This window comes from Nocardia sp. NPDC058058 (assembly GCF_042885355.1).
GTDB lineage: Bacteria > Actinomycetota > Actinomycetes > Mycobacteriales > Mycobacteriaceae > Nocardia.
The window spans coordinates 246953-273893 of record NZ_JBHVSA010000005.1 but is presented as its reverse complement, the minus strand read 5'-3'; the positions used below and the strand labels follow the sequence as shown (position 1 = coordinate 273893).

The 26941-nt window shown below is 66.5% G+C and carries 23 protein-coding genes; 11 read left to right on the top strand and 12 right to left on the bottom strand.

What is annotated here, in order from left to right; all coding sequences use genetic code 11:
* Positions 1-9 precede the first annotated feature (9 nt).
* Complete coding sequence (locus ACFVUS_RS39760; RefSeq protein WP_387779294.1) at positions 10-837, bottom strand: PhzF family phenazine biosynthesis protein; 828 nt, start codon at positions 835-837, stop codon at positions 10-12.
* A 148-nt stretch (positions 838-985) separates the two neighbouring features.
* Positions 986-3433: an HAD-IC family P-type ATPase gene (locus ACFVUS_RS39755; protein WP_387779291.1), complete on the bottom strand. Its 2448-nt coding sequence runs from the start codon at positions 3431-3433 to the stop codon at positions 986-988.
* A gap of 182 nt (positions 3434-3615) precedes the next feature.
* Here ACFVUS_RS39755 and rarD point away from each other — a divergent pair, with 182 nt between their 5' ends.
* Positions 3616-4503 (top strand): EamA family transporter RarD, encoded by an 888-nt coding sequence (gene rarD / locus ACFVUS_RS39750; RefSeq protein ID WP_387779913.1) that lies wholly within the window; start codon positions 3616-3618, stop codon positions 4501-4503.
* Here the strand turns inward: rarD and ACFVUS_RS39745 are convergent.
* Complete coding sequence (locus ACFVUS_RS39745; RefSeq protein ID WP_387779288.1) at positions 4460-4930, bottom strand: GtrA family protein; 471 nt, start codon at positions 4928-4930, stop codon at positions 4460-4462. The genes rarD and ACFVUS_RS39745 overlap by 44 nt on opposite strands.
* A 96-nt stretch (positions 4931-5026) precedes the next feature.
* Here ACFVUS_RS39745 and ACFVUS_RS39740 point away from each other — a divergent pair, with 96 nt between their 5' ends.
* Together ACFVUS_RS39740 and ACFVUS_RS39735 are read left to right on the top strand one after the other, a co-directional pair.
* Positions 5027-5683, top strand: a complete 657-nt coding sequence (locus tag ACFVUS_RS39740) for an SRPBCC family protein (protein WP_387779285.1) — start codon at positions 5027-5029, stop codon at positions 5681-5683.
* Positions 5683-6087 (top strand): ArsR/SmtB family transcription factor, encoded by a 405-nt coding sequence (locus ACFVUS_RS39735; protein ID WP_387779282.1) that lies wholly within the window; start codon positions 5683-5685, stop codon positions 6085-6087. The genes ACFVUS_RS39740 and ACFVUS_RS39735 overlap by 1 nt, the downstream gene beginning before the upstream one ends.
* A gap of 120 nt (positions 6088-6207) precedes the next feature.
* Here the strand turns inward: ACFVUS_RS39735 and ACFVUS_RS39730 are convergent, their stop codons facing one another.
* Genes ACFVUS_RS39730 through ACFVUS_RS39720 form a run of 3 tightly spaced genes read right to left on the bottom strand, consistent with a single transcriptional unit; the run spans position 6208 to position 8943 of the window.
* Positions 6208-7260 (bottom strand): ABC transporter substrate-binding protein, encoded by a 1053-nt coding sequence (locus ACFVUS_RS39730; protein ID WP_387779279.1) that lies wholly within the window; start codon positions 7258-7260, stop codon positions 6208-6210.
* 2 nt (positions 7261-7262) lie between these two features.
* Positions 7263-8147 carry an ABC transporter permease gene (locus ACFVUS_RS39725; protein ID WP_387779273.1) on the bottom strand — a complete coding sequence of 295 codons (885 nt, stop codon included), beginning with the start codon at positions 8145-8147 and terminating at the stop codon, positions 7263-7265.
* Entirely contained in the window at positions 8137-8943 is an 807-nt protein-coding gene (locus ACFVUS_RS39720; protein ID WP_387779270.1) for an ABC transporter ATP-binding protein, read from the bottom strand. Before ACFVUS_RS39720 ends, ACFVUS_RS39725 begins: the two co-directional genes overlap by 11 nt.
* Positions 8944-9105: 162 nt before the next feature.
* On the opposite strand from ACFVUS_RS39720, the gene ACFVUS_RS39715 reads away from it, so the two are divergent.
* From ACFVUS_RS39715 to ACFVUS_RS39700, 4 genes are all read left to right on the top strand, one after another.
* Positions 9106-10842 carry an ATP-binding protein gene (locus tag ACFVUS_RS39715; protein WP_387779267.1) on the top strand — a complete coding sequence of 579 codons (1737 nt, stop codon included), beginning with the start codon at positions 9106-9108 and terminating at the stop codon, positions 10840-10842.
* Entirely contained in the window at positions 10824-11489 is a 666-nt protein-coding gene (locus tag ACFVUS_RS39710; protein ID WP_387779264.1) for a response regulator, read from the top strand. Before ACFVUS_RS39715 ends, ACFVUS_RS39710 begins: the two co-directional genes overlap by 19 nt.
* A 69-nt stretch (positions 11490-11558) precedes the next feature.
* On the top strand, positions 11559-11765 hold the full coding sequence (locus ACFVUS_RS39705; RefSeq protein WP_387779261.1) for a hypothetical protein: 207 nt from the start codon (positions 11559-11561) through the stop codon (positions 11763-11765).
* Between the two features lie 241 nt (positions 11766-12006).
* The gene (locus ACFVUS_RS39700) at positions 12007-12408 is read left to right on the top strand and encodes a VOC family protein (protein ID WP_387779910.1); all 402 of its coding nucleotides are present in this window, start codon (positions 12007-12009) and stop codon (positions 12406-12408) included.
* A gap of 24 nt (positions 12409-12432) precedes the next feature.
* Here the strand turns inward: ACFVUS_RS39700 and ACFVUS_RS39695 are convergent, their stop codons facing one another.
* Positions 12433-13050 (bottom strand): class I SAM-dependent methyltransferase, encoded by a 618-nt coding sequence (locus tag ACFVUS_RS39695; protein ID WP_387779258.1) that lies wholly within the window; start codon positions 13048-13050, stop codon positions 12433-12435.
* Positions 13051-13089: 39 nt separating this feature from the next.
* Positions 13090-14484 carry an alpha/beta hydrolase family protein gene (locus tag ACFVUS_RS39690; protein WP_387779255.1) on the bottom strand — a complete coding sequence of 465 codons (1395 nt, stop codon included), beginning with the start codon at positions 14482-14484 and terminating at the stop codon, positions 13090-13092.
* 129 nt (positions 14485-14613) lie between these two features.
* Between ACFVUS_RS39690 and ACFVUS_RS39685 the strand changes: the two genes are divergently transcribed.
* Complete coding sequence (locus ACFVUS_RS39685; protein WP_387779252.1) at positions 14614-15867, top strand: serine hydrolase domain-containing protein; 1254 nt, start codon at positions 14614-14616, stop codon at positions 15865-15867.
* Between the two features lie 23 nt (positions 15868-15890).
* Here ACFVUS_RS39685 and ACFVUS_RS39680 read toward each other — a convergent pair whose 3' ends face one another.
* Positions 15891-16412, bottom strand: a complete 522-nt coding sequence (locus tag ACFVUS_RS39680) for an STM3941 family protein (RefSeq protein ID WP_387779249.1) — start codon at positions 16410-16412, stop codon at positions 15891-15893.
* Between the two features lie 96 nt (positions 16413-16508).
* Here ACFVUS_RS39680 and ACFVUS_RS39675 point away from each other — a divergent pair, with 96 nt between their 5' ends.
* The 3 genes from ACFVUS_RS39675 (at position 16509) to ACFVUS_RS39665 (ending at position 22292) form a co-directional block, all read left to right on the top strand.
* Complete coding sequence (locus ACFVUS_RS39675) at positions 16509-17390, top strand: DMT family transporter (RefSeq protein WP_387779246.1); 882 nt, start codon at positions 16509-16511, stop codon at positions 17388-17390.
* 101 nt (positions 17391-17491) lie between these two features.
* Entirely contained in the window at positions 17492-21040 is a 3549-nt protein-coding gene (gene dnaE, locus ACFVUS_RS39670) for a DNA polymerase III subunit alpha (protein WP_387779243.1), read from the top strand.
* Positions 21041-21119: 79 nt separating this feature from the next.
* Positions 21120-22292 carry a beta-mannosidase gene (locus tag ACFVUS_RS39665; protein ID WP_387779240.1) on the top strand — a complete coding sequence of 391 codons (1173 nt, stop codon included), beginning with the start codon at positions 21120-21122 and terminating at the stop codon, positions 22290-22292.
* On the opposite strand, the gene ACFVUS_RS39660 is transcribed toward ACFVUS_RS39665, so the two are convergent.
* Genes ACFVUS_RS39660 through ACFVUS_RS39650 form a run of 3 tightly spaced genes read right to left on the bottom strand, consistent with a single transcriptional unit; the run spans position 22293 to position 26937 of the window.
* Positions 22293-23960: an ArnT family glycosyltransferase gene (locus tag ACFVUS_RS39660; protein WP_387779237.1), complete on the bottom strand. Its 1668-nt coding sequence runs from the start codon at positions 23958-23960 to the stop codon at positions 22293-22295.
* A complete protein-coding gene (locus ACFVUS_RS39655) occupies positions 23957-25429 on the bottom strand; it encodes a glycosyltransferase (protein WP_387779234.1) in 1473 nt (490 codons plus the stop codon). Before ACFVUS_RS39655 ends, ACFVUS_RS39660 begins: the two co-directional genes overlap by 4 nt.
* Positions 25426-26937 (bottom strand): hypothetical protein, encoded by a 1512-nt coding sequence (locus tag ACFVUS_RS39650; protein WP_387779231.1) that lies wholly within the window; start codon positions 26935-26937, stop codon positions 25426-25428. The genes ACFVUS_RS39655 and ACFVUS_RS39650 overlap by 4 nt, the downstream gene beginning before the upstream one ends.
* Between the last annotated feature and the right edge of the window lie 4 nt (positions 26938-26941).

The window sequence follows — 26941 nt, the reverse complement described above, 5'->3', positions numbered from 1 at the left end:
GACGAGGGTTCAGTCCGCCAGGCGAACTACGCCGTCCAGGTAACGGTGGCAGCGGCCTGCCAGACGGACTCTGTCGCCGCTGAGGGTGCAGCGCAGCGCTCCGCCGCGGGCGGAGAGCTGGCGGGCGGACAGGGTGGTGCGGCCGAGTTCGCGACTCCACAGCGGGGTGAGCTGGGCGTGCGCGGAACCGGTGACCGGATCCTCCGGAATGCCCTGTCCGGGCGCGAAGAAGCGGGAGACGAAATCGGATTCGGCTCCGGCGGCGGTGATGATCGCGCCGCGCGGCATTTTCGGGAACGCCGCGAAGTCCGGATGTGCCTGGCGCACTTCCTCTTCCGAGGTGACCAGCAGCACCACATCGGTGCCGTCGTAGGCGCGCAACGGTTTGACCCCCAGCGCGGCGGCGAGCGCGCGCGGAATGTCTTCGCGCACATCGATCTCCACCGAGGAGACGGTCGGCAGATCCAGCACCAGATCATCGCGATCGCGGTCGACGCGCAGCCAGCCGCTGCGGGTGTAGAAGTGCACGCGATCCGCGCCGGGATGCATATCGTCCAGAATCTGCGCCGCGGCGGCGAGCGTGGCGTGCCCGCACAGGTCGACCTCATTGGCGGGGGTGAACCAGCGCAGATGGAAGGCGGGCGAGTTGTCCGGTGCCGCACCGGCCTCCGCGGGTAGCGCCGAAGTGTAGAAGGCGGTCTCGGCGAGATTGTTCTCCTCGGCGAGATGTTGCAGCAGTTCATCGGGCAGCCAGCACAGCAGCGGCATGACCGCGGCGGGATTGCCCGAGAACGGTGCGTCGGCGAACGCGTCGATCTGATGCAGCAGGACCTCCATGGGGCACAAGGTACCCCGCTGGTCAAAAAACGTCCGGGACAAGGCAGTTCACCGGCGAGCCAAACCATGCGACCAGTTTGGATGTTTGACAACAACGGCGGCGCACCGTATCGGTGCGCCGCCGTCGCTATTCGGAATGCGGTGAAGATCAGTCGTTTTCGCTCGGCGCGGTAGGCAGCAGATGCGGTGTCTCGCCCTGCAATTTGGCGCTCACCCACCACGCCACCTCCACCAGCACGATGCCGATCGCACCGCAGATGATCGCCGAAGTGGTGAGCGCGATATCGCTCGGATCCAGTTTGAAGAAGTGCCGGGTGAACGGCACCGCGAACAGAATCAGGTATCCGGCAACGGAACCCGCGATGAGCAGCATCTTCCACCAGTTCCACGGCCGCGCCACGATGGCCAGCACCCACACCGCGATGATCAGCAGCGTGATGAGCGCGGTGGTGCCCGCCTGCACCTTCGCGGTCTCACCCGCGTCCGGTCCCTGGTACGCGATCAGGTACGCGATGAAGGTCATCACGCCGATCACCAGACCGGACGGAATCGCCAATCGCATGACGCGCCCGACGAATCCGGTGCGGGCCCGTTCATTGTTCGGCGCGAGCGACAGGATGAACGCGGGAATGCCGATGGTGAACCAGGCCGCGATCGTCACGTGCCGGGGCAGGAACGGATAGCCGATCGCCTTGTAGTGGAAGATCTGTGAGCCGATGCCCGCGATGCCGACCAGGAATGCCAGCACCACCGAGTAGACGGTCTTGGTGAGGAACAGATTCGAGACGCGCTCGATATTGCCGATCACCCGGCGGCCCTCACCGACCACGTAGGGCAGCGTCGCGAACCTGTTGTCCAGCAACACGATCTGCGCCACCGAGCGGGTGGCCGGGCTGCCCGAACCCATGGCGACGCCGATATCGGCGTCCTTGAGCGCGAGTACGTCGTTGACGCCGTCACCGGTCATGGCGACGGTGTGCCCGCGCGATTGCAGCGCGGAAACCATGGCGCGCTTCTGATCCGGGCGCACCCGGCCGAAGACGGTCTTGTGATCGAGCACATCGGCGAGCTCGTTCTGATCGGTCGGCAGTTTGCGCGCGTCGACCGGATCGTCACCGCCCGCCAGGCCGAGCGAGGCCGCCACCGCGCCCACCGAGACGGCATTGTCACCGGAGATGACCTTGGTCGCCACATGCTGGGAGTCGAAGTACTCCAGGGTCTCCTTGGCATCGGGCCGCACCCGCTGCTCCAGCACCACCAGCGCGGCGGGGGTCACGGTGCCCGGTGCGTCGGGGGCGTCCACCGGCCGGTCGCTGCCGGCCAGCAGCAGCACGCGCAATCCCTTCGCGCCGATATCCTGTGCGACAGCGGCGGTTTCGGTATCCGGGTCGAGCAGCACATCGGGTGCGCCGAGCAGCCAGTTGCCATGGTCGCCGTAGGAGAAACCACTCCACTTCTTGGCCGAGGAGAACGGCGCGATGCCGGTCGTCTTCCAGCCCGGCTTATCCGGCAGCGCCTCGGCGATGGCCGCGACACTGGCATTGGGTCGCGGATCATCCGAGGCCATGGCCGCCAGCACCCGGGTCAATTCGCTGTCGCCGGAGAGCGCCTCGCCCACCGCGTTGTCGTGCACCGGCCGAATCTCGCTGAGCCGCATACCGTTTTCGGTCAGGGTGCCGGTCTTGTCCGCGCACACCACATCCACGCGCGCCAGGCCCTCGATGGCGGGCAGTTCCTGCACCAGGCACTGCCGCCGCCCGAGCCGGACCACGCCGACCGCGAAGGCGATGGAGGTCATCAGCACCAGGCCCTCGGGCACCATCGGCACCAGCGCCGCGACCATGCCGTTGACGGCGGGCCGCCACGATTCCTTACTGGAGACCAGCTGGTTGTAGATGGACAGCAGGCCCGCCGGAATCAGCAGGTAGGTAATGACCTTGAGAATGGTGTCGATGCCATTGCGCAGTTCGGATTTGACCAGGGTGAACTTGCTGGCCTCATCGGCGAGTTTGGCGGCGTAGGCGTCCTTGCCGACCTTGGTGGCCCGGTACGCGCCGCTGCCCGAGACCACGAAACTGCCCGACATGACCGGTGCCGCAACGGTTTTGTCGATTGGATCGGCCTCACCGGTGAGCAGTGATTCGTCGACCTCGAGCAGTTCGGATTCGATGACCTCGCCGTCGACCACGATCTGATCGCCGGGTCCGAGCTCGATGATGTCATCGAGCACGATCTCCTGCGGTGCGACCGCGTTGGCCCGGCCCTCGCGCCGCACCACCGGCTGCGCCTGGCCGACGATGGCCAATTCGTCCAGGGTCTTCTTGGCGCGCAATTCCTGGATGATGCCGACCGCGCTGTTCGCGACGATGAGCAGTCCGAACATGCCGTCGATGATCGATCCGGTCGCGATCACCAGCACGAAAAGCACACTGAGGATGGCGTTGATGCGGGTGAAGATATTGGCCTTGACGATATCTCGCACCGAGCGGGAGGCCCGCTCGGGAACATCATTGGTGAGCCCGTCGCGCCGTCTTTGCTCCACCTCCGCTGAGGTGAGCCCGGTCGCGGGCGTCGCTGCCTGTGCGGTGATCGACATGATTCACAGCCTAAGGGTTTGCGTGCGGTTAGCCGGGTTTGCCCAGGTAAGCCGGAAGCGCGTCGGCAAGCGGGACTTATAAGGCGAATATCCGATAGTCGCCTGGTCGTTGCACAGGCTAACGTTGACGGGTGTCCGACAGACCCGCCGCCGTCGAGGCGGATGCCGCGAAATCCAGCCGTATCGGGGCCGGGCGTTCGGCCGGTCAGGTGGGCGTCGCCTTCGGTTTCGGCGCGTACTTCATGTGGGGCCTGTTTCCGGCGTTCTTCGGCCTGCTGAAATTCGCGAGCCCCGTCGAGGTGCTGGCCGAACGGATTCTGTGGACCCTGGGCGTGGCACTGCTGCTCCTGTTGATCTCCGGCCGCCTGCGCGAACTGCGCGGTATCGATGCCCGCACCTGGTGGCTGGCGGCGGCGGCTTCGCTTGCGCTGTCCATCAATTGGGGCGTGTACGTCTACGGCGTCATGTCCGAACAGGTCGTGCAGTGCGCGCTCGGCTACTTCATCAATCCGCTGGTGACGGTTGCGTTCGGCGTCATCATCTTTCGGGAGCGGCTGCGCCGGGTGCAGTGGCTCGCACTGGGTCTGGGCGCGACCGCGGTCATCGTGCTGACCATCGACTACGGCCGCCCGCCCTGGATCGCGTTGATCCTGGCCTGTTCGTTCGCGACCTACGGGCTGATCAAGAAGGTGATCCGCCTCGATGCCCTGCCCGGCCTTGCCGCGGAAGGCATTTCGGCCGCGCCGTTCGCCGTGATCGCCGTGGTGGTGCTCGCCGTCACCGGTAACGCCACCTTCGGTTCCAGCGTCTCGCATTCGGCGCTGCTGATGATCTCCGGTCCGGTCACACTCATACCGCTGCTGTGCTTCGCGCTGGCCGCGCCGCGAGTTCCCCTGTCCACCATGGGAATCCTGCAATATCTGACCCCGGCGCTACAGCTGACCTGGGGTGTGGCGATCGGTCACGAGGATATGCCCGCCTCGCGCTGGGCCGGTTTCGCGCTCATCTGGCTGGCCCTGGCCATCTTCACGATCGACGCATTGCGCCGCGGAAGACGAGCCAGCGCATAGCCGCGTACATATAGATGCCCTCGCCGATGCCGCCCGCCACCCGGGCGAGCTGATATTCGACGCCGATCGTGGCCAATCCGCTGGTGACGCCGAGGATGAAGACCAGGTAGTTCACCACGACCACGACGACATAGATGGTGAGCTGCGGTCCGACCGCGGCGTGCGAGGAGAAGTTCAGCGTGCGGTTCAGCACATAGCTCAAACCGAACGCGGTGATGTAACCCGTGGTGACCGCGACCGGCAGCGGGGTGCCGAGGGTGCCGTGCAACAGGGTGAGCACGATCATGTCGGCGGTGAAGCACACCGCGCTGATCAGCAGATAGCCCACGACGGTCGGTGGCGCGAAGCGTTCGAGCCCGAACGGCAGGCGGTCGGAGATGCCCGCGCACAGGCGGTGGAACCAGGTATCGGGCAGAACCTTGTGCACGAGATCAAGATGCCATCGCGAGATGGCGGCCAGGTTAGCGGCGAGCCAACTCGACGCCGGGTAGTATAAGTTGAAACTTATATAAAGGAGGATGTCATGGCCCTGCTCGACGATCCGATCGCCGTCGCCGGACTGGTCGTGCGTGAGGTGCGCACCGGTTCGCGGGACGGAAAGCCGACCCGCACCGCCGTCGCCCGGCGCGTCTACGCCACCGATCAGGCCGATCTCTGGGACGCGCTCACCAATCCGGAACGGCTGCCGCGCTGGTTCCTGCCGGTGACCGGTGAGCTGAAGCCCGGCGGCCGCTATCAGACCCAGGGGAACGCGGGCGGGGTCATCGAGGAATGTGATGCCCCCGAACGCTTCGCGGTGACCTGGGAAATGGGCCCGGCCATGTCCTGGCTGACCATCGGCCTCACCCCGGACGGTGACGGCACCGCATTGGAGCTGGTGCACGAGGCGCTGGTGGACCCGGACTTCTGGACGCAGTACGGTCCGGGCGCGGTCGGCGTCGGCTGGGATCTGTCGCTGATGGCCCTGGGCCTGCACATCGAATCCGGCGAATCGGTGGATCCGGCTGCGGGACTGGCCTTTCCGACCACCCCGCCCGGCATCGAATTCGTTAGCGCGGCCGCCGAGGGCTGGGCCGCGGCCGCCATCGCCGACGGTGACGATCCCGTCGTAGCCCGTGCGGCGCGGGACAATACGATCACCTTTTACACTGTCGAGCCGGAGGGCAGCGCGGAATCCTGATGGCCACAACCCCGGCGAAAATCTTCGACGCTCTCGGTGATTCGGTGCGCCGCTTCATCCTGGAACTGGTGGGCGCGGGCGAACTGCCCGCCGGGGCGATTGTCGCCGCGGCGCAACAGTTCACCTCGATTTCGCAGCCCGGGGTCTCCCAGCATCTCAAGGTATTGCGCGAGGCCGGACTGCTCACCGTGCGCGCCGAGGGCACCCGCCGGATCTATGCCATCGATCCCGAGGCCACGCGGGCGGCCCGCGAGTGGCTCACGGCGCTGACCGTGCAGCCGTTCGCGCAACCGCTGGACGCGCTCGCCACCGAGATCGCGCGCGGGCAGCGCGAACGCCGGAATCAGCAGCCCCGCAGGCATAGTCGCGATGAACACGGCGGGCCGGACACGCGCTACGCGTGATGCGCTGCCCGTGCACGCGCCCCACGCAGGGCCGGTTCGGTGCGCGGACATCGGAAACCCGTGCGAGCCCCGCATCCCCTCATCGGATGCGCGGTCGCACGGGGCTTTTCGAATCCGGCGCTACTGCGCGGCGGGCCGCAGCGCCTGTTCCACGAACTGATTCGTGTACGTGGCATCGAGATCGATGCGATCGCGCACCGGCTTCACATTGCGCGAGTACTGCCCCAGAATCCGCAGCACGTTCTGCGCGCCTTCGCGTTTCATCAGCCCGTCACCGTTGAACATGCTGATCGAATCGCCGACCGACTTCACGTACAGCGCGGGATCGCCACCCGCGTACTGAGGGGGCATCTTCGCCGCGATCTCCTGCGGTGAATGCGCCTTGATCCACTGCAGGGTCTGCACGAACGAGGTGACCAGCTTCTGCACGATCTCCGGATGGCTGTCCACGGTCTCGCACCGCATGTACAGCGAGGCAGCCGGATACAGCCCGCCCAGCGCGGCCCGGGTGCCCAGTTCATTGCGCATATCGATGAGCACCTGGGCATCACCGGAGCTGACCATCTTGGCGACGGTCGGATCGGTGGTCATGCCCGCGTCGATGCCATTGTGGTTCATACCCGCGATGAAGGTCTGTCCCGCACCGACTTTCACCCGGGTGTAGTCCGAGGTGCTCAGGCCCTCCTGCCCGGCCAGCGCCTGGGTGAGGAAGTCGGTGGAGGATCCCAGCGAGGTGACGCCGAGATTGCGGCCCGCGAAGTCCTTGGGGGAGCGGATGGTTCCCGCGTCCGCGGTGGACACCAGCTCGACTTCGCCCGGCACATCGGCGAATTGGACCACGGTGCGCAGGCATTGATCCTTGGCCTGCAGATCGATGGTGTGATCGTAGAATCCGACCACGGCCTGCACATCGCCGGTGAGCAGCGCGGTTTCGGCGGTCGCGCCGGACTGTTCGCCGAGCAGTGTCACATCGATGTCATTGCGTTCGAAATTGCCGAGCTGCTGGGTCAGCATGGCGGGCAGGTAGATCACCTTCTCCAGCCCGCCGACCATGATGGTGAGCTGCGGCCGCCCGTTCGCGGTCGGAATGGTGCGCGAATCGCGACAGCCGGTGGCCAGCAGCAGCGAGGAGACGGCGAGCAGGATGAGCGCCAGGCTCTTGCGATAGCGCATGCTCACATCCCGCCGTGGCCCGCGGCAGCCTGCGACGGACGCCATTTCAGCAGGCGGCCCTCGGCCAGGCCGATGATCCACTCCGCGACCAGCGCCACCACGGTGATGACGATCATGCCCGCATAGATGCCGGCCGCGTCGAAGGTGCCCTGCGCGTTCGAGATGAGCAGGCCCAAACCCTTGCTGGCCCCGGCGTATTCACCGACCACCGCGCCGATGAGCGCGAAACCGAAGGCGGTGTGCAGGCTGGACAGAATCCAGGTGGTGGCGCTGGGCAGCACGATCGAGGTGAGCACCTGGCGCTTGGACGCGCCCAGAATGCGGGCATTGTTGATCACATTGCCGTCCACCTCGCGAGCGCCGGTGAAGGCGTTGAAGAACACCGCGAAGAACACCAGCACCACCACGGTCGCCACCTTGGAGCTCAGGCCAAGGCCGAACCAGATGATGAACAGCGATGCCAGCACGATACGCGGAACGGCGTTGAGCGCCTTGATGAACGGCGCGAGCACATCGGCCCAGTAGCGGCTACGGCCCAGCAGCACACCCAGCACCACACCGGCAACGGTGCCGATGACGAAGCCCAGCACCGCCTCCTGCACCGTGGTGTAGAGCTGGAGCCAGATGGATCCGAATTGCGTGCCCTCGGTGAACCATTCGACGAGCCGGTCCCAGATGAGCGAGGGCTTGGAGTAGAAGAACGGGTCGATCCACAGCGAGGCGGTCAGTTCCCAGGACCCGAGCCACAACGCGACCAGCAGGGCGCGCAGGCTCCAGGTGCGAATCTTGTTCTTGCGCGCCTGATTACGGACTCGGGCGAGGATCTGCTCCTCGGTTTCGAAAACCGGTGTGGCGGTGGCATTCTGCGGCAAGACATCAAGCGACACGGGAGGCTCCCTTACTGCGAGCTGCCTCGACCTGATCGCGCAGCGTTTCCCAGATTTCCTTGTAGAGGTCGCGGAACTCCTCGGTGAGCCGCACCTCCTCGACATCACGAGGCCGCTCCAAGCCGACCTTGAAATCACCGCAAACCGTTGCGGGAGAAGCGGTCATGACCACCACCCGATCGGCGAGCGCGATGGCCTCCTCCAGATCGTGCGTCACGAAGATGACCGCCGCGTTCGTCCCGGACCACACCCGCAGCAGTTCGTCCTGCATGAGCTGACGGGTCTGCACGTCCAGCGCGCTGAACGGCTCATCCATGAGAATGATCTCGGGATCGTTCACCAGGGTCTGCGCCAGCGATACCCGCTTGCGCATACCGCCGGACAGCTGGTGCGGGTAGTAGCCCTCGAATCCGGCGAGGCCGACCGTGCGCACCCAGGCGGCGGCGCGTTCGCGGGCGGCCTTCTTGGGCACGCCCCGGAACGCCGGGCCCAGTGCCACGTTGTCCAGCACCGTCTTCCACGGCAGCACCGCGTCCTGCTGGAACATGTAGCCGACGCCGTCCGGGATGCCGCGCACATCCGTGCCGCGCACCAGAGTCCTTCCGGCCGAAGCGGGTTCGAGTCCCGAGACCAGCGACAGCGTGGTGGACTTGCCGCAGCCGGTCGGGCCGACCACGGCGACGAACTCGCCGGGCGCGACGGTGAAGTTCAGGTCGCGCACCGCGGTGTGAATGCCACCGTTCGTCCCGGGGAAGCGCTTGGTCGCGCCCCTGAGCTCAATCAGCGGATCTGTCATTGCCACTCCTGTATTCCTGCCGCGTCCCTGCGGCGTTGGACAGAAGTTACGTGTCCCGGGTCACACCGGGCCCGGTTGTGCGCGCTACCCGCACAAGCAGCGATTCGGACGTTTCGCGCATTCTGCTCATGCGTTTGCCGGGGGTTCTCTACACTGTCGCCCGTGTTCTCGCTCGGCCCCCGCTCGGTTCGCCTCCGGACCCAGATCGTGCTGTTGCAGGTCGCGGTGGTCGGATTGACGCTGGGCCTGGCATTCGGCGTATTCGCGTACGTCAGCGGACAGCGGCTGTCGGGGGAGTACGGCGAAAGGGCGCTTGCCATCGCGCGCACGGTTGCCTCGGATCCGGTGGTGCGCACCGAGGTGGCGCGCTATAGCAATTCCGCATCGCGGCCCGGACCGCAACTCGAGGATGAGCTCGCCGAGGGCGAATTGGCGCATATCGCCGATGACGCGCGACTGCGCACCGGAGCGTTGTTCGTGGTCATCACCGATGACGCCGGACTGCGGCTGGCGCATCCGGACCGCACTCGGCTCGGCGAGATGGTCAGCACCGACCCGTCCAAGGCGCTCGCCGGTGGCGAGGTGGTGATCCGCGAACATGGCACGCTCGGTGAATCGGTGCGCGCGAAAGTGCCTGTGCTCGAACGCGGTACCGGCCGGGTGGTCGGTGAGGTGAGCGTGGGCATCTCCACCACCGCCGTGCGCGAACAACTGCTGCGCGATCTGCGCCGGGCCGGGCTGCTGATCGGCGGCGCACTGCTGGCGGGTATCGCCGGATCGGTATTGCTGGCTCGTCGCTGGCACGGGCTGACACTCGGCCTGGAACCCTCCGAGCTCGCGGAGCTGGTGCGCGAACAGGATGCCGTGCTGCACGGCATCGGTGAGGGCGTGGTCGCCGCCGATGTCGCCTGGCGGGTCACGGTGATCAACGACGAAGCCCGCCGCCTGCTCGGCATCACCGCCGCGCCCGGCGCGGATATCGACGCCATCGACCTGACTCCCCGTGTGCTGCAAGCCTTCCGGGCCGCCGACGGCCAACCCGTGCAGGCGGCGGTGGGGGAGCGCATAGTCGTCGTCACCGCCCGCACTGTCACCCGCGACGGCCGCCCGCTCGGCGCGGTGCTGAGCGTGCGCGACCGCACCGACGTGGAATCGCTCACCCGCCAACTGGACGCGGTCCGCTCCATGAGCACCGTGCTGCGCGCCCAGCGCCACGAATTCGCCAACCGCCTGCACCTGCTCAGCGGCCTGCTGCACACCGGCCGCCCCGACGAGGCCGCGAATTACCTGGAAGAACTGCTCGGCTCCGGCCCCCTCGGCGCGGCCCTGCCCGGTATCGACACCGTCGCCGACCCCTACCTGCAAGCCTTCCTCTCCGCCAAAGCCGCCCACGCCCGCGAAAAAGGCGTCCACCTCCGCCTCGGCCCCAACACCTGGGTAACCGCGAATCTCGCTGCGCCGGTGGATGTCACGACGGTGTTGGGGAACCTTCTCGACAACGCCATCGACGCGGCGGCCGAAACAGGTCCGGACGTATCGCCGGTCGTCGAAGTGGAGTTGGTGCAGGAGGGCGACACGCTGCACATCGCTGTCGCGGACAGCGGTGCCGGGGTGACCGCGGAATTGGTGGATTCGATTTTCGTAGAAGGGGTTTCGACGCGTTCCGGCGGGGATGTACCCGGTGGACGCGGGGTGGGGCTGGCGCTGTCCCGTCAGGTGGCGCGGGCGCGCGGGGGCGAGGTTCGGCTCGCGCATCGGGGTGGCGTCGCCGCGAGTACCGGGGAATCCGGTGCGGGGGAGTCGGCGGAATCGGAAAGACCGCTGCGGGGAGCGGAGTTCATTGCCCGGTTGCCGGGTGTGCTGATCGAGGGAGAACCGGCGTGGGCCGCGGAGAACTGAAGGTGCTGGTGGTCGATGACGACTTCCAGGTGGCGAATATGCATGCCGGAATCGTTTCGGCGTTACCGGGATTCGTCGTCGGGGCGGTTGCGAATACCCTTGCCGCCGCGCGGGCCGAGATCGGGCGGGGCGGGTTCGATTTGGCGCTGGTCGATGTGTATCTGCCCGACGGTTCGGGGGTGAATCTGGTGCGGGAGATTCGGTTCGACGCCATGATGCTCACGGCCGCAACCGAATCCGAGACGGTGCGGGGGGCGCTGGCGGCGGGGGCGCTGGGTTATCTGGTGAAGCCGTTCGAACATGCCGCGCTGGCTGCGCGGCTGGCGGGGTACGCGCGGTATCGCCGGATCCTGTCGGCGCCGGAGATCGGGGCGGCAGAGGTCGATGCCGCGCTGCTGGCGTTGCGGCCGAATGCGGTGCCGAGTGGTGCGGCGGCGGTTGCCTCGCCGACGAAAGACCTTGTCCTGCAAGCCGTCCAGCGGGCCACCGCGCCCATGTCCGCCGCGCAGGTGTCGGCGGCCATCGGGATTTCTCGCGCCACGGCGCAGCGGTATCTCGCTACGCTGGTGGCAACGGGGGGTCTGCGGATGCAGTTGCGCTATGGCAGCACCGGGCGGCCGGAGCAGGAGTATTCCGCCCCTGTCTGAAATGTGCACATATCACTATCCTGCAAGCGGGTGGTGTACCCCGTCACCGTCCTGGAAGGAAATATTTTCATGCGCAATCGTTTTCGTGCCGGAGTCCTGGTGAGCGCCCTGGTGCTCGCGCCGCTGGCCGGCGTCGCTACCGCGTCTGCCGTACCGCTGGACGAGGCTCCCGTGCAGAATGCTGATGTCGCGGGGCAGGTCTGCGTCCAGCAGTTCCCGCAGAGTGTGATCTGCCTGCTCAGCACGTTCTCGGCCTCGGCATCTGCGCAGAAGTAGTAGCTGTATTTTTCCCAGGGGCTCTGCCCCCGGACCCCCGGAATCGGGGGCTCTGCCCCCGGCCCCCGCCGGGGGCTTCGCCCCCGGACCCCCGTTTTGGGGGTTTGCGGGTTGAACGGTTTGGGTTGGATGGTTTGCGGGCTGGATGGTTTGCGGCTAGCTTCGGGGGTGTGGCGGTGCTCCTGTTGGCCGACTTGCACCGGTCCAGGGTCGGGATCGCCACGGACACAGGAGAATTCCGATAACTATTCAGTTCAACCACACCATTGTCGCGAGCAAGGACAATCGGGAGACCGCCGAATTCTGGGCGGATATCCTCGGGTTGGAAGTCGGTGCGGAGTGGGGTCCGTTCATCGCGCTGCCCGTACACAACGGCGTCACCTTCGATTTCGCCAAGAGCCCGCCGGATATTCCGGGCGGCATTCACCCCACGCACTACGCCTTCCTGGTCTCGGAGGACGAATTCGATTCGGCCTTCAAGAAGATCCAGGAGCGCGGTCTCACCTACTATGCGGATCCGCGTATGCAGGGCGTGAACGAGATCAACCACAATGACGGTGGTCGGGGCATCTATTTCACCGATCCCAACGGTCACTACATGGAGCTGATCACCGTTCCGTACGGTGGCTGGCCCGCCACGTAGTACGTGGCGCGGGGCGTGGCGAGCTCACGCCGAGATCGCCACGCCCCGTGACAGCGCGCCCAGGAATTTCGGGGCCATCTTCTCGTAGAAGCGATCCACTTCGCGAATCTCGAAACCCGAATCCTCGATCATCGCGCGAATATCGCGATTCAGATTGCAGCCGCCGAACAGCGTCTGCTGCACCGGATTCAGGCGATGCTGCCATTTCTGGACACCGGCGTCGGGTGCGAGGCCGTGTTCGACGAAATGCAGTGTGCCGCCGGGCACCAGGACGCGCCGCAATTCCGCGAGTGCGGCCTGTGCGTCCGGAATGGTGCACAGCGTCCAGGTGGACAGCGCCGAATCGAAACTGTTGTCCGCGAATGGAAGTGACTGGCCGTCCAGGCCGGACCGCTCGACGGGGACCTTCGACTCGGCGACGCGCTTGCTCGCCATGTGCCAGCCGCGATCGACCGGTTCCACGGCGGTCACCGTATCGACCGCGCCCGGATAGAACGGCACATTGCGGCCCGAGCCGAAGCCGATCTCGACCACGCGGCCGTGCAGTCCCTCGCAGGTCTGCTCGCGCACCGGATCGAGCATGGCCGAACCGCATGACAGATCGATGATCCGGGGCAGGACCTGATTCTCGTAAATGCCCATGTGCTCACTCTTCCAAGGAAATAGCCGGTCCGCCAGGTGCTAACGCTTCGGCGGGAACCGCTGCTCGAGCCAGGTGGTGTACATATCCAGCACCCGGGGATCGATGGTGGTGTCGATGCCCGCGTATTCGGCGGGCAGGCCGATCTTGGCGGGCTGCATCAGATGATTGAGCCCGTCGAAGGTGTGCACGGTGGCATCGGGATCGGCGGCCAGCGCGGTGCGCGCCGCGCTCTCGCTCTGGGCCGGCGGCACCTGGAGATCCTTGCTGCCGTACACCGCGAGCACCGGAATCCGCAGGGCCGACAGCGCCGGGGCCGGATCGTAATTGACCAGAGCCAGCATGCTGGTGGTGATGGTGCCGTCCAGCACCTCATCGGTGGCGCGCTGATCGGCGGGCAGCGAATCATTGTGCGCGTGCGCGTATTTGCGGACCGCGTCGAGATCGCCGCCGCGCATCACCTCGGTCAGACCGGTGATGTAGGCGACCTGGGCGTCGATCTGTTCCTGGGTCGCGCCGCCCGCGGCCAGGATGAGCCGGTTCTGTTCGATCAGCACCTCGGACCCGCGTACCGCCGGACCCGCCTGGAGAATCGCGAAGGCGATACCGCTGTCCGGCTTGGTCGCCGCCAGCGGGGCGAGATAGCCGCCCTCGCTGTGGCCCAGCAAACCGATGCGTTTGCCGTCGATCTCCGAACGGCCGCGCAGGAAGCTCACCCCCGCGACGACATCGGCGGCGAGCTGGTCGTAGTTCGCCTCGTCGATCTTGCCGCCGGTACCGCCGACGCCCCGATCGTCGGTGCGCAGCACGGCGTATCCGGCGCGCGTCAAAGTGTCCGCGATCAGCAGAAATGGTTTGTGCCCGGCGATTTCCTCATTGCGATCCTGCGGTCCGCTGCCGGTGATCAGCACGACGGCGGGATGCGGTCCGGCGCTGCGCGGTTCGGTCAGCGTGCCCGCGATGGTGATATCGCCGCTGCGATAGCTGACGTCCTCGGAGTTGTACGGGAACGGCGGTTTCGGCTCCTGCGGGCGATTCAATCCGGCGATCTTGCCGCGTGTCATATTCAACGGGAACGTCGCACCGGACTGGCTGAACTCGCCCTTGATGGTGTCCGACCCCTTGTCGAACTTGCCCTTGAACGATGGCGAGCCCGGGAATCCGGTGATGGTCCACGTCACCTGATCCGGATCGGTCTGCACCCCGCCCAGCTCCTGCGCCGACACCCCTTGCAGCGGAATGTCGATGGTGGCCTTGCCGTCCGCGGTGAAGGTGACACCGACCGGCAACGGCTGATCCGGAATCTCGATATTTCCGTGCCAGTCCCCGGGGACCCCGGCGGGTGTCGCGGGCGCGTCGTTCTTCGACGCGCAACCCGCCACCACCACGGCGACCACGACCAGCACACTCAGTGAAAGAGACCGCAGGGCTCGCATGCCGCCCAGCGTACGCGGGGGTCACACCCGCATTACCGATTCGACACCCCGCATAACCACTGGGCATTCGCGGGTAACTCTCGCCGTCATCCCATTGCCCGGCGCGCCGCGCGCTTCTACCGTGGATCGATGAGCAACGTCGCCATCGCCCACGATCTCGCGGATCTACCCACCGGCGTGGGCGGTTACGCGACCCCCGAATTCGGTCCGCTGGTACGGACTTTCGCCCGTTTCATGGGCGGGGTGCCCGGTGCGGGCGGTGCGCTCACCGTGCAGCTGCGCGGCGTCCCGCTGGTGGACATTCAGATCGGCGAATCCGCGCCCGGCACCGCCTGGGACGCCGATACCGGCGCGATCGTGTTCTCCGCCACCAAAGGCATTGCGGCGACGGTCATCCACCGCCTCGCCGATCGCGGCCTCATCGACTACGACACCCCGGTCGCCTACTACTGGCCCGAATTCGCCGCCAATGGCAAAGAGCGAATCACCGTGCGGCACCTGCTCTCCCATCGCGCGGGGCTGTCCGGCCTCCCCGATATCGCCGCCGGTCTGGACGACATCCTCGATCACCGGCTGATGGAACAGCGGCTGGCCGCCGCCAAGCCCGATCATCTGCGGGGCACCCCGACCTACCACGCTCTCACCTACGGCTGGCTGCTGGCCGGTCTGGCCCGCGCCGTCACCGGCCGCGGTATGGCCGAACTCTTCCGCACCGAGGTCGCGGAACCACTGGGCACCACCGGTATCCACCTCGGCAGGCCACCGGCGGGTTCGGTCACCACCGCCGCCACCATGCACGGCGGCCGCCTCGCGTTCGTCGGCACCACCTATATCTCGCTGGTCCTGGGCCGCGCCTATTCGTTCCCCGGCGCACTCGGCGCTGCCTCCCGCGCACTCTTCCTCCCCGGCTTGGAGGACTTCCTCGAGGGCGACACCCCGCCCATCCTCGACACCGAACTCCCCGCCGGAAACGGCGTCTGTACCGCCACCGGTCTGGCCACCCTCTACGGTGCGCTCGCCAACGGCGGCATGCACAACGGCCGCCGCTTCCTATCACCGCAAACGATCAAGACCATGCGGCACATCGAGACCTACTCCCTCGATCACGCCCTCTTCTACATCCCCATGCTCTGGCATATGGGCTACCACTCCCTGCCGATACCCGGAGCCCGAGCCGGTTTCGGCCATATCGGCCTCGGCGGCTCCTTCGGCTGGGCCGACCCCAACACCGGCCTCTCGGTCGGCTTCACCCACAACCGCCTCTCCCTGACCGCCCTCTACACGGACCAACTGGCCTCGGCATGGGTGCTGCCGCTGGCGGTGCGGGGCGCTCGATCAACGCGCCGCACCGCCCAGACCCCGGCCCGCCGCCGCGCGGCCTGAGTGCCCTTGCCGACCAAGGGATCTCAGTTGCGCAGGTCTTCGATCCGCAGCGTCGGGCAGTAGCGGCGGATGGTGAGGGCGATATCGTCGACCGAGACCGACAGGGTCTGCGCGGTGATGGTGAGCGGGCTGTAGCCCAGCGCCGTATTGCTCTGGGCGAGGAGCCGGCCCGCCGGGGAGAGCCCGGCGCTGTGGTTCTCGAGGTGGTGCGGGAGTACCTCGAGAGCGTGCTGACGGCCGGTGTGGCGCAGCCGGATTCGTTCGATCTCATGCCAGCCGAGGCTGCGATTGCGGAAGGCCAGCCCCTGGAAGGAGATCGTCAACTGCGGGCTGCGCCGCACGAATTGCACCCCGAGCAGGACCGCGCAGAAACCGAAGAACAGCACCGCGAGCGCACCCCCGATGACCGCCTTCAACCCGCCGAACGCCACCATCGCGATCCCGGTGATCACCAGCGCCACCGCGCACAGCAGCGGAACCAGCAGGCGCGACTGCGAGATGTAGTAGACGGTCGAACCGTCCGTGGTGCGGTCGGACGGCGACATACGAATTCCCTTTGCTCGAACGAGTTCAGTGCGTGATCATCCGCCACCGAGCGCGCCGGTTCAAACGGGGAAAGCCGGGCGCGGCAGACTGGGGGCGTGCAGCTTCCTCTCGGTGCGGTGATTTGTGCGTTCGTCGCGGCTCTGTTGTTCGCGGTGTCGGCGGTGGCGCAGCAGAGTGCCGCCGCGGCGGTGCCCGAGGGCGAAGGGCTGATGCGGGCGCTGATCCGCAATCCGCGGTGGTGGGCCGGGATGATCGGGGACGGTGGGGGATTCGCGTTCCAGGTGGCGGCGCTGGCGCTCGGGTCGGTGTTGATCGTGCAGCCGATTCTGGTCAGTGCGCTGGTATTCGCCCTGCCGATGGCGGCGCGGTACAGCGGGCGCAAGACCACGGCGAGCATGTGGGCCAACGCGCTTGCGCTGTCGGTGGCGCTGGCGGTGTTCCTGATCGTCGGTGATCCGACCGAGGGACTGGACAACGCGCCGTGGCATCGCTGGCTGTGGCCGCTGGGACTGGTGTTCGCGGTGGTGGCGGCGGGGGTCATCGGGGCGCGGGTGGTGAAAACGCCTGCGCTGCGGGCGCTTCTGCTCGGCGGCGCGGGCGGCACGCTGGTGGGTGTGTCGGCGGCGTTGACCGCCAATGTGACTCGATTGTTCGGGCAGTCGATCAGCTCGGCGTTGACCAGCTGGGAAATCTACGTACTGGTGCTCACCGGAGTCGGGGGCGTGTATCTCCAACAGCGCGGATATCAGGCCGGGTCACTGGCCGCGTGCCTTCCGGCGTTCACGATCGCCGAACCGCTGGTCGCCGCGTTCGTCGGGATCACCGTGCTGGACGAGCGGTTGCGCAGCGGTCCGGTCGGCACCGCGTTCGTGATCGTGGCGGTGCTCGTCATGTGCGTCGCGACCGTCGCGCTGTCCCGCGCGCAGGCGGGTGAACCGCTCGAAGTGCCCGATTCCGCACCGGTCTCACAGCCCTGAGAGTGACCTTGAACACGACACGCGCAGAGCGAAACGCCGTACGCGCAAGTCACGTCCGCGTGCCTTCGAAACCAGTCGGTGGGGGCGCTTAGGATGTTCGGGTGTCAGCCTCGTCGGGATCATTCGTCCATCTCCACAACCACACCGAGTACTCGATGCTCGACGGCGCGGCGAAGATCACGCCTCTGTTCAAAGAGGCCAAACGCCTGGGCATGACCGCGGTCGGCATGTCCGACCACGGCAATATGTACGGCGCTTCGGAGTTCTACAACTCCGCCAAGCAGCAGGACATCAAGCCGATCATCGGGATCGAGGCGTACATCGCGCCCGAATCCCGGTTCAACACCAAGCGCGTGCAGTGGGGCGATCCCTCGCAGAAGAGCGATGACGTCTCCGGTTCCGGCGCGTACACGCATATGACCATGGTCGCGGAGAACGCGCAGGGTCTGCGGAACCTGTTCAAACTCTCCAGCCTCGCCTCAATCGAGGGTCAGCTCGGCAAGTGGGCGCGCATGGACGCCGACATCATCGCCGAGCACGCGGCGGGCATCATCGCCACCACCGGCTGCCCCTCGGGCGAGGTGCAGACCCGCCTGCGCCTGGGCCAGGAGCGCGAAGCCCTCGAGGCCGCCGCCAAATGGCAGGAGATCTTCGGTCCGGAGAACTTCTTCCTGGAGATCATGGACCACGGCCTGTCCATCGAACGCCGCGTGCGCGAGGGCCTGCTCATGGTCGGCCGCGAGCTGGGCATCCCGCCGCTGGCCACCAACGACTGCCACTACGTGCACGAGACCGATTCGGGCAATCACGAAGCGCTGCTGTGCATTCAGACCGGCAAGACGCTCTCGGACCCGACCCGGTTCAAGTTCGACGGCTCCGGCTACTACCTCAAATCCGCCGAGGAAATGCGCGCCATCTGGGATGACGAGGTCCCCGGCGCGTGCGACAACACGGTCCTCATCGGCGAGCGCGTGCAGTCCTACGACGAGGTGTGGGCCCCGCGCGACCGCATGCCGATCTTCCCGGTGCCCGAGGGCGAGACCCAGGGCAGCTGGCTGCGGCACGAGGTCATGACCGGTCTGCATCGCCGGTTCCCCAATGGCATTCCGCCGGAATACCTGCCGCGCGCGGACTTCGAACTCGACGTCATCATCGAAATGGGCTTCCCGGCCTACTTCCTCATCGTCGCCGACCTCATCACCTACGCCCGCTCGGTCGGCATCCACGTCGGCCCGGGTCGTGGTTCGGCCGCCGGTTCGCTGGTCGCCTGGTCCATGGGCATCACCAATATCGACCCGATCCCGCACGGGCTGCTCTTCGAGCGCTTCCTCAATCCCGAGCGCGTATCCATGCCCGATATCGATATCGACTTCGACGATCGCCGCCGCGGTGAGATGGTCCGCTACGCCACCGAGAAGTGGGGTAGTGACCGGGTCGCACAGGTGATCACCTTCGGTACCATTAAAACCAAAGCGGCGCTGAAGGATTCGGCGCGCGTACAGTTCGGTCAGCCCGGTTTCGCCATCGCCGACCAGATCACCAAGGCGCTGCCGCCGCCGATCATGGCCAAGGACATCTCGGTCTCGGGCATCATGGATCCCGAGCACGAGCGGTACAAAGAGGCCGCCGAGGTCCGCGAACTCATCAACAACAATCCGGACGTCGCCAAGATCTACGAGACCGCGCGCGGGCTCGAGGGCCTGATCCGCAACGCGGGCGTGCACGCCTGCGCGGTCATCATGTCGTCCGAACCGCTCACCGACGCCATCCCGGTGTGGAAGCGCGCCCAGGACGGCGCGATCATCACCGGCTGGGACTACCCGTCGTGCGAGGCCATCGGCCTGTTGAAGATGGACTTCCTGGGTCTGCGCAACCTGACCGTCATCGGCGACGCGCTGGTGAACATGAAGGCCAACCGCGGTATCGACCTGGACCTGGACACGCTGCCGCTCGAAGACGCCCCCACCTACGAATTGCTCGCGCGCGGTGACACTCTCGGCGTGTTCCAGCTCGACGGCGGCGCCATGCGCGATCTGCTGCGGCGCATGCAGCCGACCGGCTTCGAGGACATCGTCGCCGTGCTCGCGCTGTACCGCCCCGGCCCCATGGGCATGAACGCCCACAACGACTACGCCGACCGCAAGAACGGGCGGCAAGAGGTCAAACCGATTCATCCGGAGCTCGAAGAGCCCCTGAAGGACATTCTGCGCGATACCTACGGCCTGATCGTGTATCAGGAGCAGATCATGCAGATCGCGCAGAAGGTCGCCGGCTACTCGCTCGGCCGAGCCGATATTCTGCGCCGCGCCATGGGTAAGAAGAAGGCCTCGGTCCTGGAAGCCGAGTTCGAGGGCTTCGAAGCGGGCATGGTCGAGAACGGTTTCTCCAAACCGGCCGTGAAAGCCCTGTGGGACACCATTCTTCCGTTCGCCGGATACGCGTTCAACAAATCGCATGCCGCCGGCTACGGCCTGGTGTCGTTCTGGACCGCGTACCTCAAGGCCAACTATCCCGCCGAATACATGGCCGGTCTGCTCACCTCCGTCGGTGACGACAAGGACAAGGCCGCGGTATATCTGGCCGACTGCCGCCGCCTGGGCATTCAGGTGCTGCCGCCGGATGTCAACGAGTCCGAGATCGAATTCGCTTCCGTCGGCGGCGATATCCGATTCGGCATGGGCGCGGTCCGCAATGTGGGCGCGAACGTGGTGTCCTCGATCATCGCCGCGCGCAAGGAGAAGTCGAAGTTCACCGACTTCTCCGACTATCTGAACAAGGTCGACGCCGCCGCCTGCTCCAAGAAGGTCATCGAATCCCTCATCAAGGCGGGCGCTTTCGATTCGCTCGGGCATCCGCGCAAGGGTCTGCTGCTGGTGCACTCCGATGCCATCGACGCGGTCATGTCGACCAAGAAGGCCGAGGCCATCGGCCAGTTCGACCTCTTCGGCGGTTTGGACGACGACGATTCGATGGCCAGCGTCTTCAATGTGAAGGTCCCCGACGAGGAGTGGGAGACCAAGCACAAGCTCGCCCTGGAGCGGGAAATGCTGGGCCTGTACGTGTCCGGGCATCCGCTCAACGGTGTCGAGCATGTGCTCGCGGCGCAGTCCGACACTCAGATCCCGACCATTCTCGACGGTGATGTCAAGGACGGTCAGCAGGTCACCATCGGCGGCATCTTCGCCAGCGTCACCCGCCGCGTCAACAAGAACGGCCTGGCCTGGGCTTCGGCGCAGCTGGAAGACCTCAGCGGTGGTATCGAGGTGCTGTTCTTCCCGCAGTCCTATTCGGTGTACGGCATGGATGTCACCGAGGACGCCATCGTGCTGGTGAAGGCGCGCGTCTCGGCCCGCGACGATCGCATCTCGCTGATCGCCAATGACCTTGTGGTGCCGGATCTTTCGTCCATCGGCGTGGATAAGCCGATGTCGGTGGTGATCCCGACCCGGCTCTGCACCCCGGACAAGATCAGCGCGCTCAAGCGGGTGCTCAGCAGCCATCCGGGCACCGCGGACGTGCATATCCGCCACGTCGGCTCGCGCGAGCGCACCACGGTGCTCAAAGTCGCTGACAACCTGCGGGTTTCACCGTCCTCGGCACTCATGGGCGATCTCAAGGCACTGCTCGGCCCCGGCTGCCTGGCGGGCTGAGCCTCCCCGGATTTACCTGATCACGGCAGTAGGGTGCCGATAGGCACAGCCGTGATCAGGACCGGAGAGGATGTCCGAGGTGGCTTTTCCGCGCGCTCGACTACTGGCCGTGCTCGCGGCCACCGGACTGCTCGTCGGCTGCGGTCACAGTGGCCCGCATTCGGTGGTGACCACCTCGCAACCCCGTGCGGCGCGCAGCATTCCGCAACCGCAGGGCGCGCCGTCGGCGCCCAATGCCGTCACCGCCACCCCGGACGGGTTGCGCCTGCGCGGCCAGCCGTGGTGGCCGAGCGGTTTCAACGGCCCGCAGTTGGCCACCGATTACGCCGTCAATTTCGGCTGCGGGGCCGAGGTCGATCTGGACGCCTTCTTCCGTGCCCTGCCGCCCAACAGCCTCACCCGATTCGCGCTCTTCCAGGCCTTCGTGGTGAACAAGGACACCGGCGAACTCAATTTCAAACCCGCCGACGTGGTGTTCTCGGCGGCCGAGAAGTACGGCCAGATGGTGCTTCCCGTGCTGGCCGCGCAGACCGGCGATTGCGGTGACGAGGTCTACAAACAGCGACAGTGGTACGTGGACGGCTGGACCAAACTCATCGAGGTGCCCGGCCGTTCGGTCATGAGCTACCGGGATTGGGTCAACACCGCCGTGGCCCGCTGGCGCGGCTCCCCGGTGCTGGCGGGCTGGGAACTGGTCGGCGAACCCGAACCGAGCAATTGCGATCACAATCGCTGCGATCTGCGGCACCGCACCTGTCCCGCCGACGCCGCCCAGGTGCTGCGCACGTTCATGGACGACGCCGGGGATATCGTGCGCACCCTGGATCCCCAGCGCCTGCTCTTCGCCGGATATGTCGGCGGCAGCCAATGCGGTATCGCCGGCGACGCGTTCAGCGTGGCCAGCGGATCGCGCAATGTGGACGTGACCGAATTCCACGACTACACCGAGGACGGCAACCCGCTACCCGGTGACGCGGCCAACGGCCTGGCCCGGCGCATCGCGCAGTCCCGGGAACTCGGAAAACCCTTGCTGGTGGGGGAGATCGGCGAATACGCCGGTTCTTGCGACACCCTGGAGAAGCGCGCCGAGATCATGGTGCGCCGCATGGACGGTCAGCGCCGGGCCGGTACCGCGGGGGCGCTCATCTGGGCGTTCGTCCCCGATCCGCGCCATGGCGAATGCACCTACGATGTCGGCCCGGACGATCCGCTCTGGCCGGTGGTCGCCCAGCACACCACCCTGGGACAGTAGTCAGCTGCCGATCACCCGGTACAGCCGCCAATCCGGCTGACCCGCACCGTCATTGGGGATCTCCAGCTCCAATGTGGCGATCTGCGCGCCGTTCTCGTACATGCTGGGATAGCGCCGATTCACCGCGTCGGAGGTGCCGCGACCGGTATTGGGCACCGCCAGAATGTATTTCACCCCGCGATCCAGCGGCCGGTTCAGCACCCGCACGAAATCGCGATCCGAGGGGATGACGAACCGATCCGGCTTCTCCGAGGCCACCAGCACCGCGAACCCGTACACGGTGTCCATCACCACCGCGCCGCGCGGCAGGTCCAGCGCGTCGAGATACTCGGCCAGCCGCCGTTCGGTGCGGAAGGTCGCGGCGATGCGGACCTCGTCGTTGTATTTGGCGGACACATTGTCCGGATTCGGGAACAGCACCGCCTCGAGCGAATACTCCTGCACGGCCATCAGCTGATTGTTCATGCCCAGCACCGTCACCGGCAGCCCCGCGATCAACAGCACCGCCGCCAGCGCCGCGCCCGCCAGCGGTCGCCAGGAGCGGGTGGCGATCAGCGGTGCGGCAGGCTCGCGGTCCTCGTACTGCCCGGCCCGCTTGGTCGGCGGGAAACCGTGCGCGGGCGCGATGAGCAGCGCCAGGATCGCCGTCAGCGGAATCGCCGCGATATAGAACCGCAGGAACGCGAAGGTGGAACCCATTGCGTAACTGAGCATCTGGAATGCCAGCACCGAACCGAACAGCAGCATCGGCACCGCCACCTGCCAATCCCGCCGCCGAATGCCCAGCGCCCCGGTGATCGGCACCAGCAGCGGCAGCAGCGGAGCCAGAATCAGCATGGCGCCGAGCGAATACTGCATCGCCGCGATCGGATTCCCGGGCCCGCCCGCTCCCGACTGCGTCAGAATCGCGGAATTGCCGTACTGCGAGGTGAATTGCTGAAACGCCTGCCCGGTGATCAGCCAGCTGGTTCCCGCCCACACCACGAACGCCAGCGTCACCGGGGCCGTCACCAGCACCAGATCCATCGCCGCCCCGGCGAATCGATGCTCGGCCGCGCGCCGCCGGTAATAGCTGAGCCCGAATACCAGCACCGCCGCGCCCATCGCCGGGGCGAGTGCGTCGTACCGGGTCAGATATCCCAGCCCCAGCGCGATACCGGTGGCCACCAGATCGTGCACCCCGTCGGTGCGCACCCAGCGCATCAGCCGCCGCGCCGCCCAGCACAGGCAGAACAGGAACAGCGCCTCGCTCATGCCGTTGCCGCCGTAGAACACCACCATCGGATTGAGCGCGAACACCAGCGTGATGACGATGCGAAGCCACTGCGGCGCACCGCGATCCCCGCCGATACCCCACACCATGACCACCGCGCCCGCCATGAACAGCGAGGTCATCAGCACCCCGGACAGACCCCACCGGGTGATCCCCGCCGACCACTGCGCGAACGCCACGAACGGCAACTGCGCCAGCGAGGTGAGCGGGGTGAACACGAATCCGATGGCCGACAGATGCGGATCGCGGCTCAGAATCGCGGACTGGGTGGCCGCCACCCGGCTCAGCGCGTCACCGCCCAGATAACCCCGCCCGGCGGTGAGCAGTACACCCACGCACAGATACAGCACCGCCGATACCGCGAAGATCACCCGGGGTGTGCGCACCGCGGTCATTCGGCCGTCTCCTTCGCGGTGCCCAAACCGTGGAAAGTCTTCTCCCAGTAAGACGGATTACGTACCAACTGCCAGCACCCCTTGGTCGCGGCCACCGCCATGAGCACCCAGTAGGCCGGGGACAACAGGCACGCCCACAGCAGATCCGGCCGACCGTTCTCCCGGCACGCGATCAGATTCATGTACACCGTCGCCGCGTTCCCGAGTACCAGCGCGATCAGCGCCGGGAAGTACACCGCCGCCGGAAACAGCTTCTCGATGAGCCAGGGCTGGCCGAAAATCCAGGTGAGCGTGACGAACCAGAACAGCAGATTCAGGCAGGCGATGATCGGCGTCCCCGCCAGAATCAGGGTGAACCGCAGGAAGCTGACCGGACCGATCTTGCGCCACAGCTGCACCGGCCGCCGCGCGTGCACCAGCCAGCTCTGCAAATACCCCTTGTACCAGCGTGAGCGCTGCCGAATCCAGTTGATCGGATCCGGATTCGCCTCCTCCAGGGTGGTGGAATCGATGACGGCCGTGGAGTATCCGCGCGCCGCGATTCGCACCCCGAGATCGGCGTCCTCGGTGACGTTGTACGGATCCCACGCCCCGATATCGATGAGCACATTGCGCCGGAAGTGATTCGAGGTGCCGCCCAATGGAATCGGCGCGGCGCTGCGCATCAGCCCGGGTAGCAGGAAGCCGAACCAGAGCCCGTAATCCATGGTGAACCAGGCGGTCAGCAGATTCTGCCGGGCATTGTGGAACGCCAGTTTGGCCTGGACGCACACCACCGACCGCGGCAGACCACCGAACGCGGCCACCACGCGCCGCAATTGCAGCGGATCGGGAATGTCCTCGGCGTCGTAGATGGTGACGATATCGCCGGTGGCGGCGTGCAATCCGTAATTGCAGGCCTTGGGCTTGGTGCGCGGATCGGCGGCGGGCACCAGCACGATGGTGATGTGTTCGCTTCCGGCCGTACCGATTCCGGCCGCGCGGGCGGCGTCGATGGTCGGCGCGTCGTCCTCCTCGAGCAGCAGCAGCGCCTGCATGCGATCGCGCGGATAGTTCAGCCCGTTCAGCGCGGCGATGAGATCACCGACCACCTCGGGTTCGCCGTAGGCGGGCACCAGAATCGTGTACGGCGGCAGCTGATCATCCGAAAGCGCCAGCGCCTGTTCATCACTCACGGTCAGGATGGCATCGCGGGCCATACCCCGGGTGAAGATCAGCACCCGGTCCACGATCACCGCGATATAGCCGAGCGTGCACACCGCCACCAGCACGGTCAGCGTCGTCAACGGTGCGAAGACCGCGCACACCAGCACGATCAATACCGCGGCGATGACCGTATTGCGTTGCCATGGCAGGAAAGCCACCGAGGCCGAGGCCATCGGATCGTTCTCGCGCAAACCCTGCACGGCCATGCGCAGCGCGTACTCGCGCTCCTGCGGGGTGGCCAGTCCGGGCAGCTCCGCGGTCATCCGCCCGCCCCCAATCGCACCATTTCCCGGCCCACCGAAATCAGCATCTCGCCGTCCTTGAGCTCGAGATCGACATCTTCGAGATCGGAATCGGGATCGACATTGACCGCATTGCCGCGCAGGAACTGATGCAGCAGATTGTTCAGATTGCTGACCGCCCACGGTTCGGGCCTCGGGAAGGCGGCATCGGGCAGATGATTGTCGGCCGCGATCAGCGTGACCCGCTCCGCACCGCCCTGGCCCTGCCAGTTCCAGCTCAGATAGCTCCAGCTGAGCAGCCGCTGATCATCGAGCACGGTATTGAGCCGTGCGGTGACCCCGTGCCCGAGATCGACATGCCTGCCGGGCGTCACGCGCGGCTGGATCAGCTCGTACATGGTGAACTGCGGATACCGGTCCACATTGTGCGGGCTGTCCGAGCGCAGGATATCGACCATGATCCGGCGTCGCCGGGATTCCTTGTCCCACTCCGGATTACCGCGCTCGGCCCGGATCCGCTGCCGCACCCAGGTGGTGTTCGGGCCGTAATACTTGGAGGCCCAGGGGTATTGGCGTTCGCCCAGCAGCGTCCAGCCGCCCGGTATGGCGGGCGCGTGCGCGATGACCAATCCCGGCACGACCGGACTGGGCACCTTGTACTCCTCGGGCACCGGGATCATCGCGAACAGGGCCGCCGCCACGATCGCGGTCACCGCGGCACTGCGCGATTGCCCCGCCGTGAGCGGCCGCACCGGTCGGTTCAACGGCCGCACATGCGACCAGCCGCGCTGATCCAGGTACATGATCGCCGATACCGCGAACACCGTCACCACCGACGGAACCAGCTGGTAGACAAGCTGATGCGCGTGCGGGAACCCGATGGCCAGCCCGGCCAGCACCAGCGTGCCCACCCCGATCGCCCCGACCGCCGCCGCCAGGGCTCGTTGCCAGGTGCGCCCCGCCGCGATCGCCGCCGCGATGGTGGCGAACACCAGCGCCGCCATGCCCTCGGCGAGCTTGGTCGCGCCGAACAGCACCAGAGTGCCGCGGTAGAACCACGGGAACCCGGCCAGGAACAGCAGCCAGGCGGGCCAGAACCGGAACACCGGGCGCAGCCCGAACATCAGGATGCTCACGCTCATCAGGAACAGCGGCGCGGCAATGAGATCCAGGTGCAGCACCTCGTACTCGTACCGGTAGCGCAACACCAGCAGGCCCTGTAGCGCCGCGGTCAGCGCCAGTCCGAGCATGCCGACGATGATGTCGGATTGCCGGTCGTAGATGGGCAATTCATCCTGATGCCGCAGTGCGATGCCGATGGCGGCGAACAGCGCCAGCACCGGCAACGCGAAGACGAAGCCGATATCGGAGCCCTGTCGCACATCCTCGATCAGTTCGGCCCACAGATTCCAGAACGCCCCCACCGTGCAGGCGAGCACCAGCGCCATGCGCGCCACCGGTCGCCAGTGGATGGTCCGCCACCAGTGGTCGCGTCGTGGTTCCGGGGGAGACTCCAGGGTGGCGGTCATCGTC

What these genes read in the sequence shown, in the direction of transcription:
- ACFVUS_RS39720 (WP_387779270.1), bottom strand. Translation starts at nt 8,943, where the DNA reads ATGACAGATCCGCTGATTGAGCTCAGGGGCGCGACCAAGCGCTTCCCC.
- ACFVUS_RS39695 (WP_387779258.1), bottom strand. Translation starts at nt 13,050, where the DNA reads ATGGGCATTTACGAGAATCAGGTCCTGCCCCGGATCATCGATCTGTCA.
- ACFVUS_RS39755 (WP_387779291.1), bottom strand. Translation starts at nt 3,433, where the DNA reads ATGTCGATCACCGCACAGGCAGCGACGCCCGCGACCGGGCTCACCTCA.
- ACFVUS_RS39740 (WP_387779285.1), top strand. Translation starts at nt 5,027, where the DNA reads ATGGCCCTGCTCGACGATCCGATCGCCGTCGCCGGACTGGTCGTGCGT.
- ACFVUS_RS39650 (WP_387779231.1), bottom strand. Translation starts at nt 26,937, where the DNA reads ATGACCGCCACCCTGGAGTCTCCCCCGGAACCACGACGCGACCACTGG.
- ACFVUS_RS39705 (WP_387779261.1), top strand. Translation starts at nt 11,559, where the DNA reads ATGCGCAATCGTTTTCGTGCCGGAGTCCTGGTGAGCGCCCTGGTGCTC.
- ACFVUS_RS39690 (WP_387779255.1), bottom strand. Translation starts at nt 14,484, where the DNA reads ATGCGAGCCCTGCGGTCTCTTTCACTGAGTGTGCTGGTCGTGGTCGCC.
- ACFVUS_RS39685 (WP_387779252.1), top strand. Translation starts at nt 14,614, where the DNA reads ATGAGCAACGTCGCCATCGCCCACGATCTCGCGGATCTACCCACCGGC.
- ACFVUS_RS39655 (WP_387779234.1), bottom strand. Translation starts at nt 25,429, where the DNA reads ATGACCGCGGAGCTGCCCGGACTGGCCACCCCGCAGGAGCGCGAGTAC.
- ACFVUS_RS39680 (WP_387779249.1), bottom strand. Translation starts at nt 16,412, where the DNA reads ATGTCGCCGTCCGACCGCACCACGGACGGTTCGACCGTCTACTACATC.
- ACFVUS_RS39660 (WP_387779237.1), bottom strand. Translation starts at nt 23,960, where the DNA reads ATGACCGCGGTGCGCACACCCCGGGTGATCTTCGCGGTATCGGCGGTG.
- ACFVUS_RS39730 (WP_387779279.1), bottom strand. Translation starts at nt 7,260, where the DNA reads ATGCGCTATCGCAAGAGCCTGGCGCTCATCCTGCTCGCCGTCTCCTCG.
- ACFVUS_RS39735 (WP_387779282.1), top strand. Translation starts at nt 5,683, where the DNA reads ATGGCCACAACCCCGGCGAAAATCTTCGACGCTCTCGGTGATTCGGTG.
- ACFVUS_RS39760 (WP_387779294.1), bottom strand. Translation starts at nt 837, where the DNA reads ATGGAGGTCCTGCTGCATCAGATCGACGCGTTCGCCGACGCACCGTTC.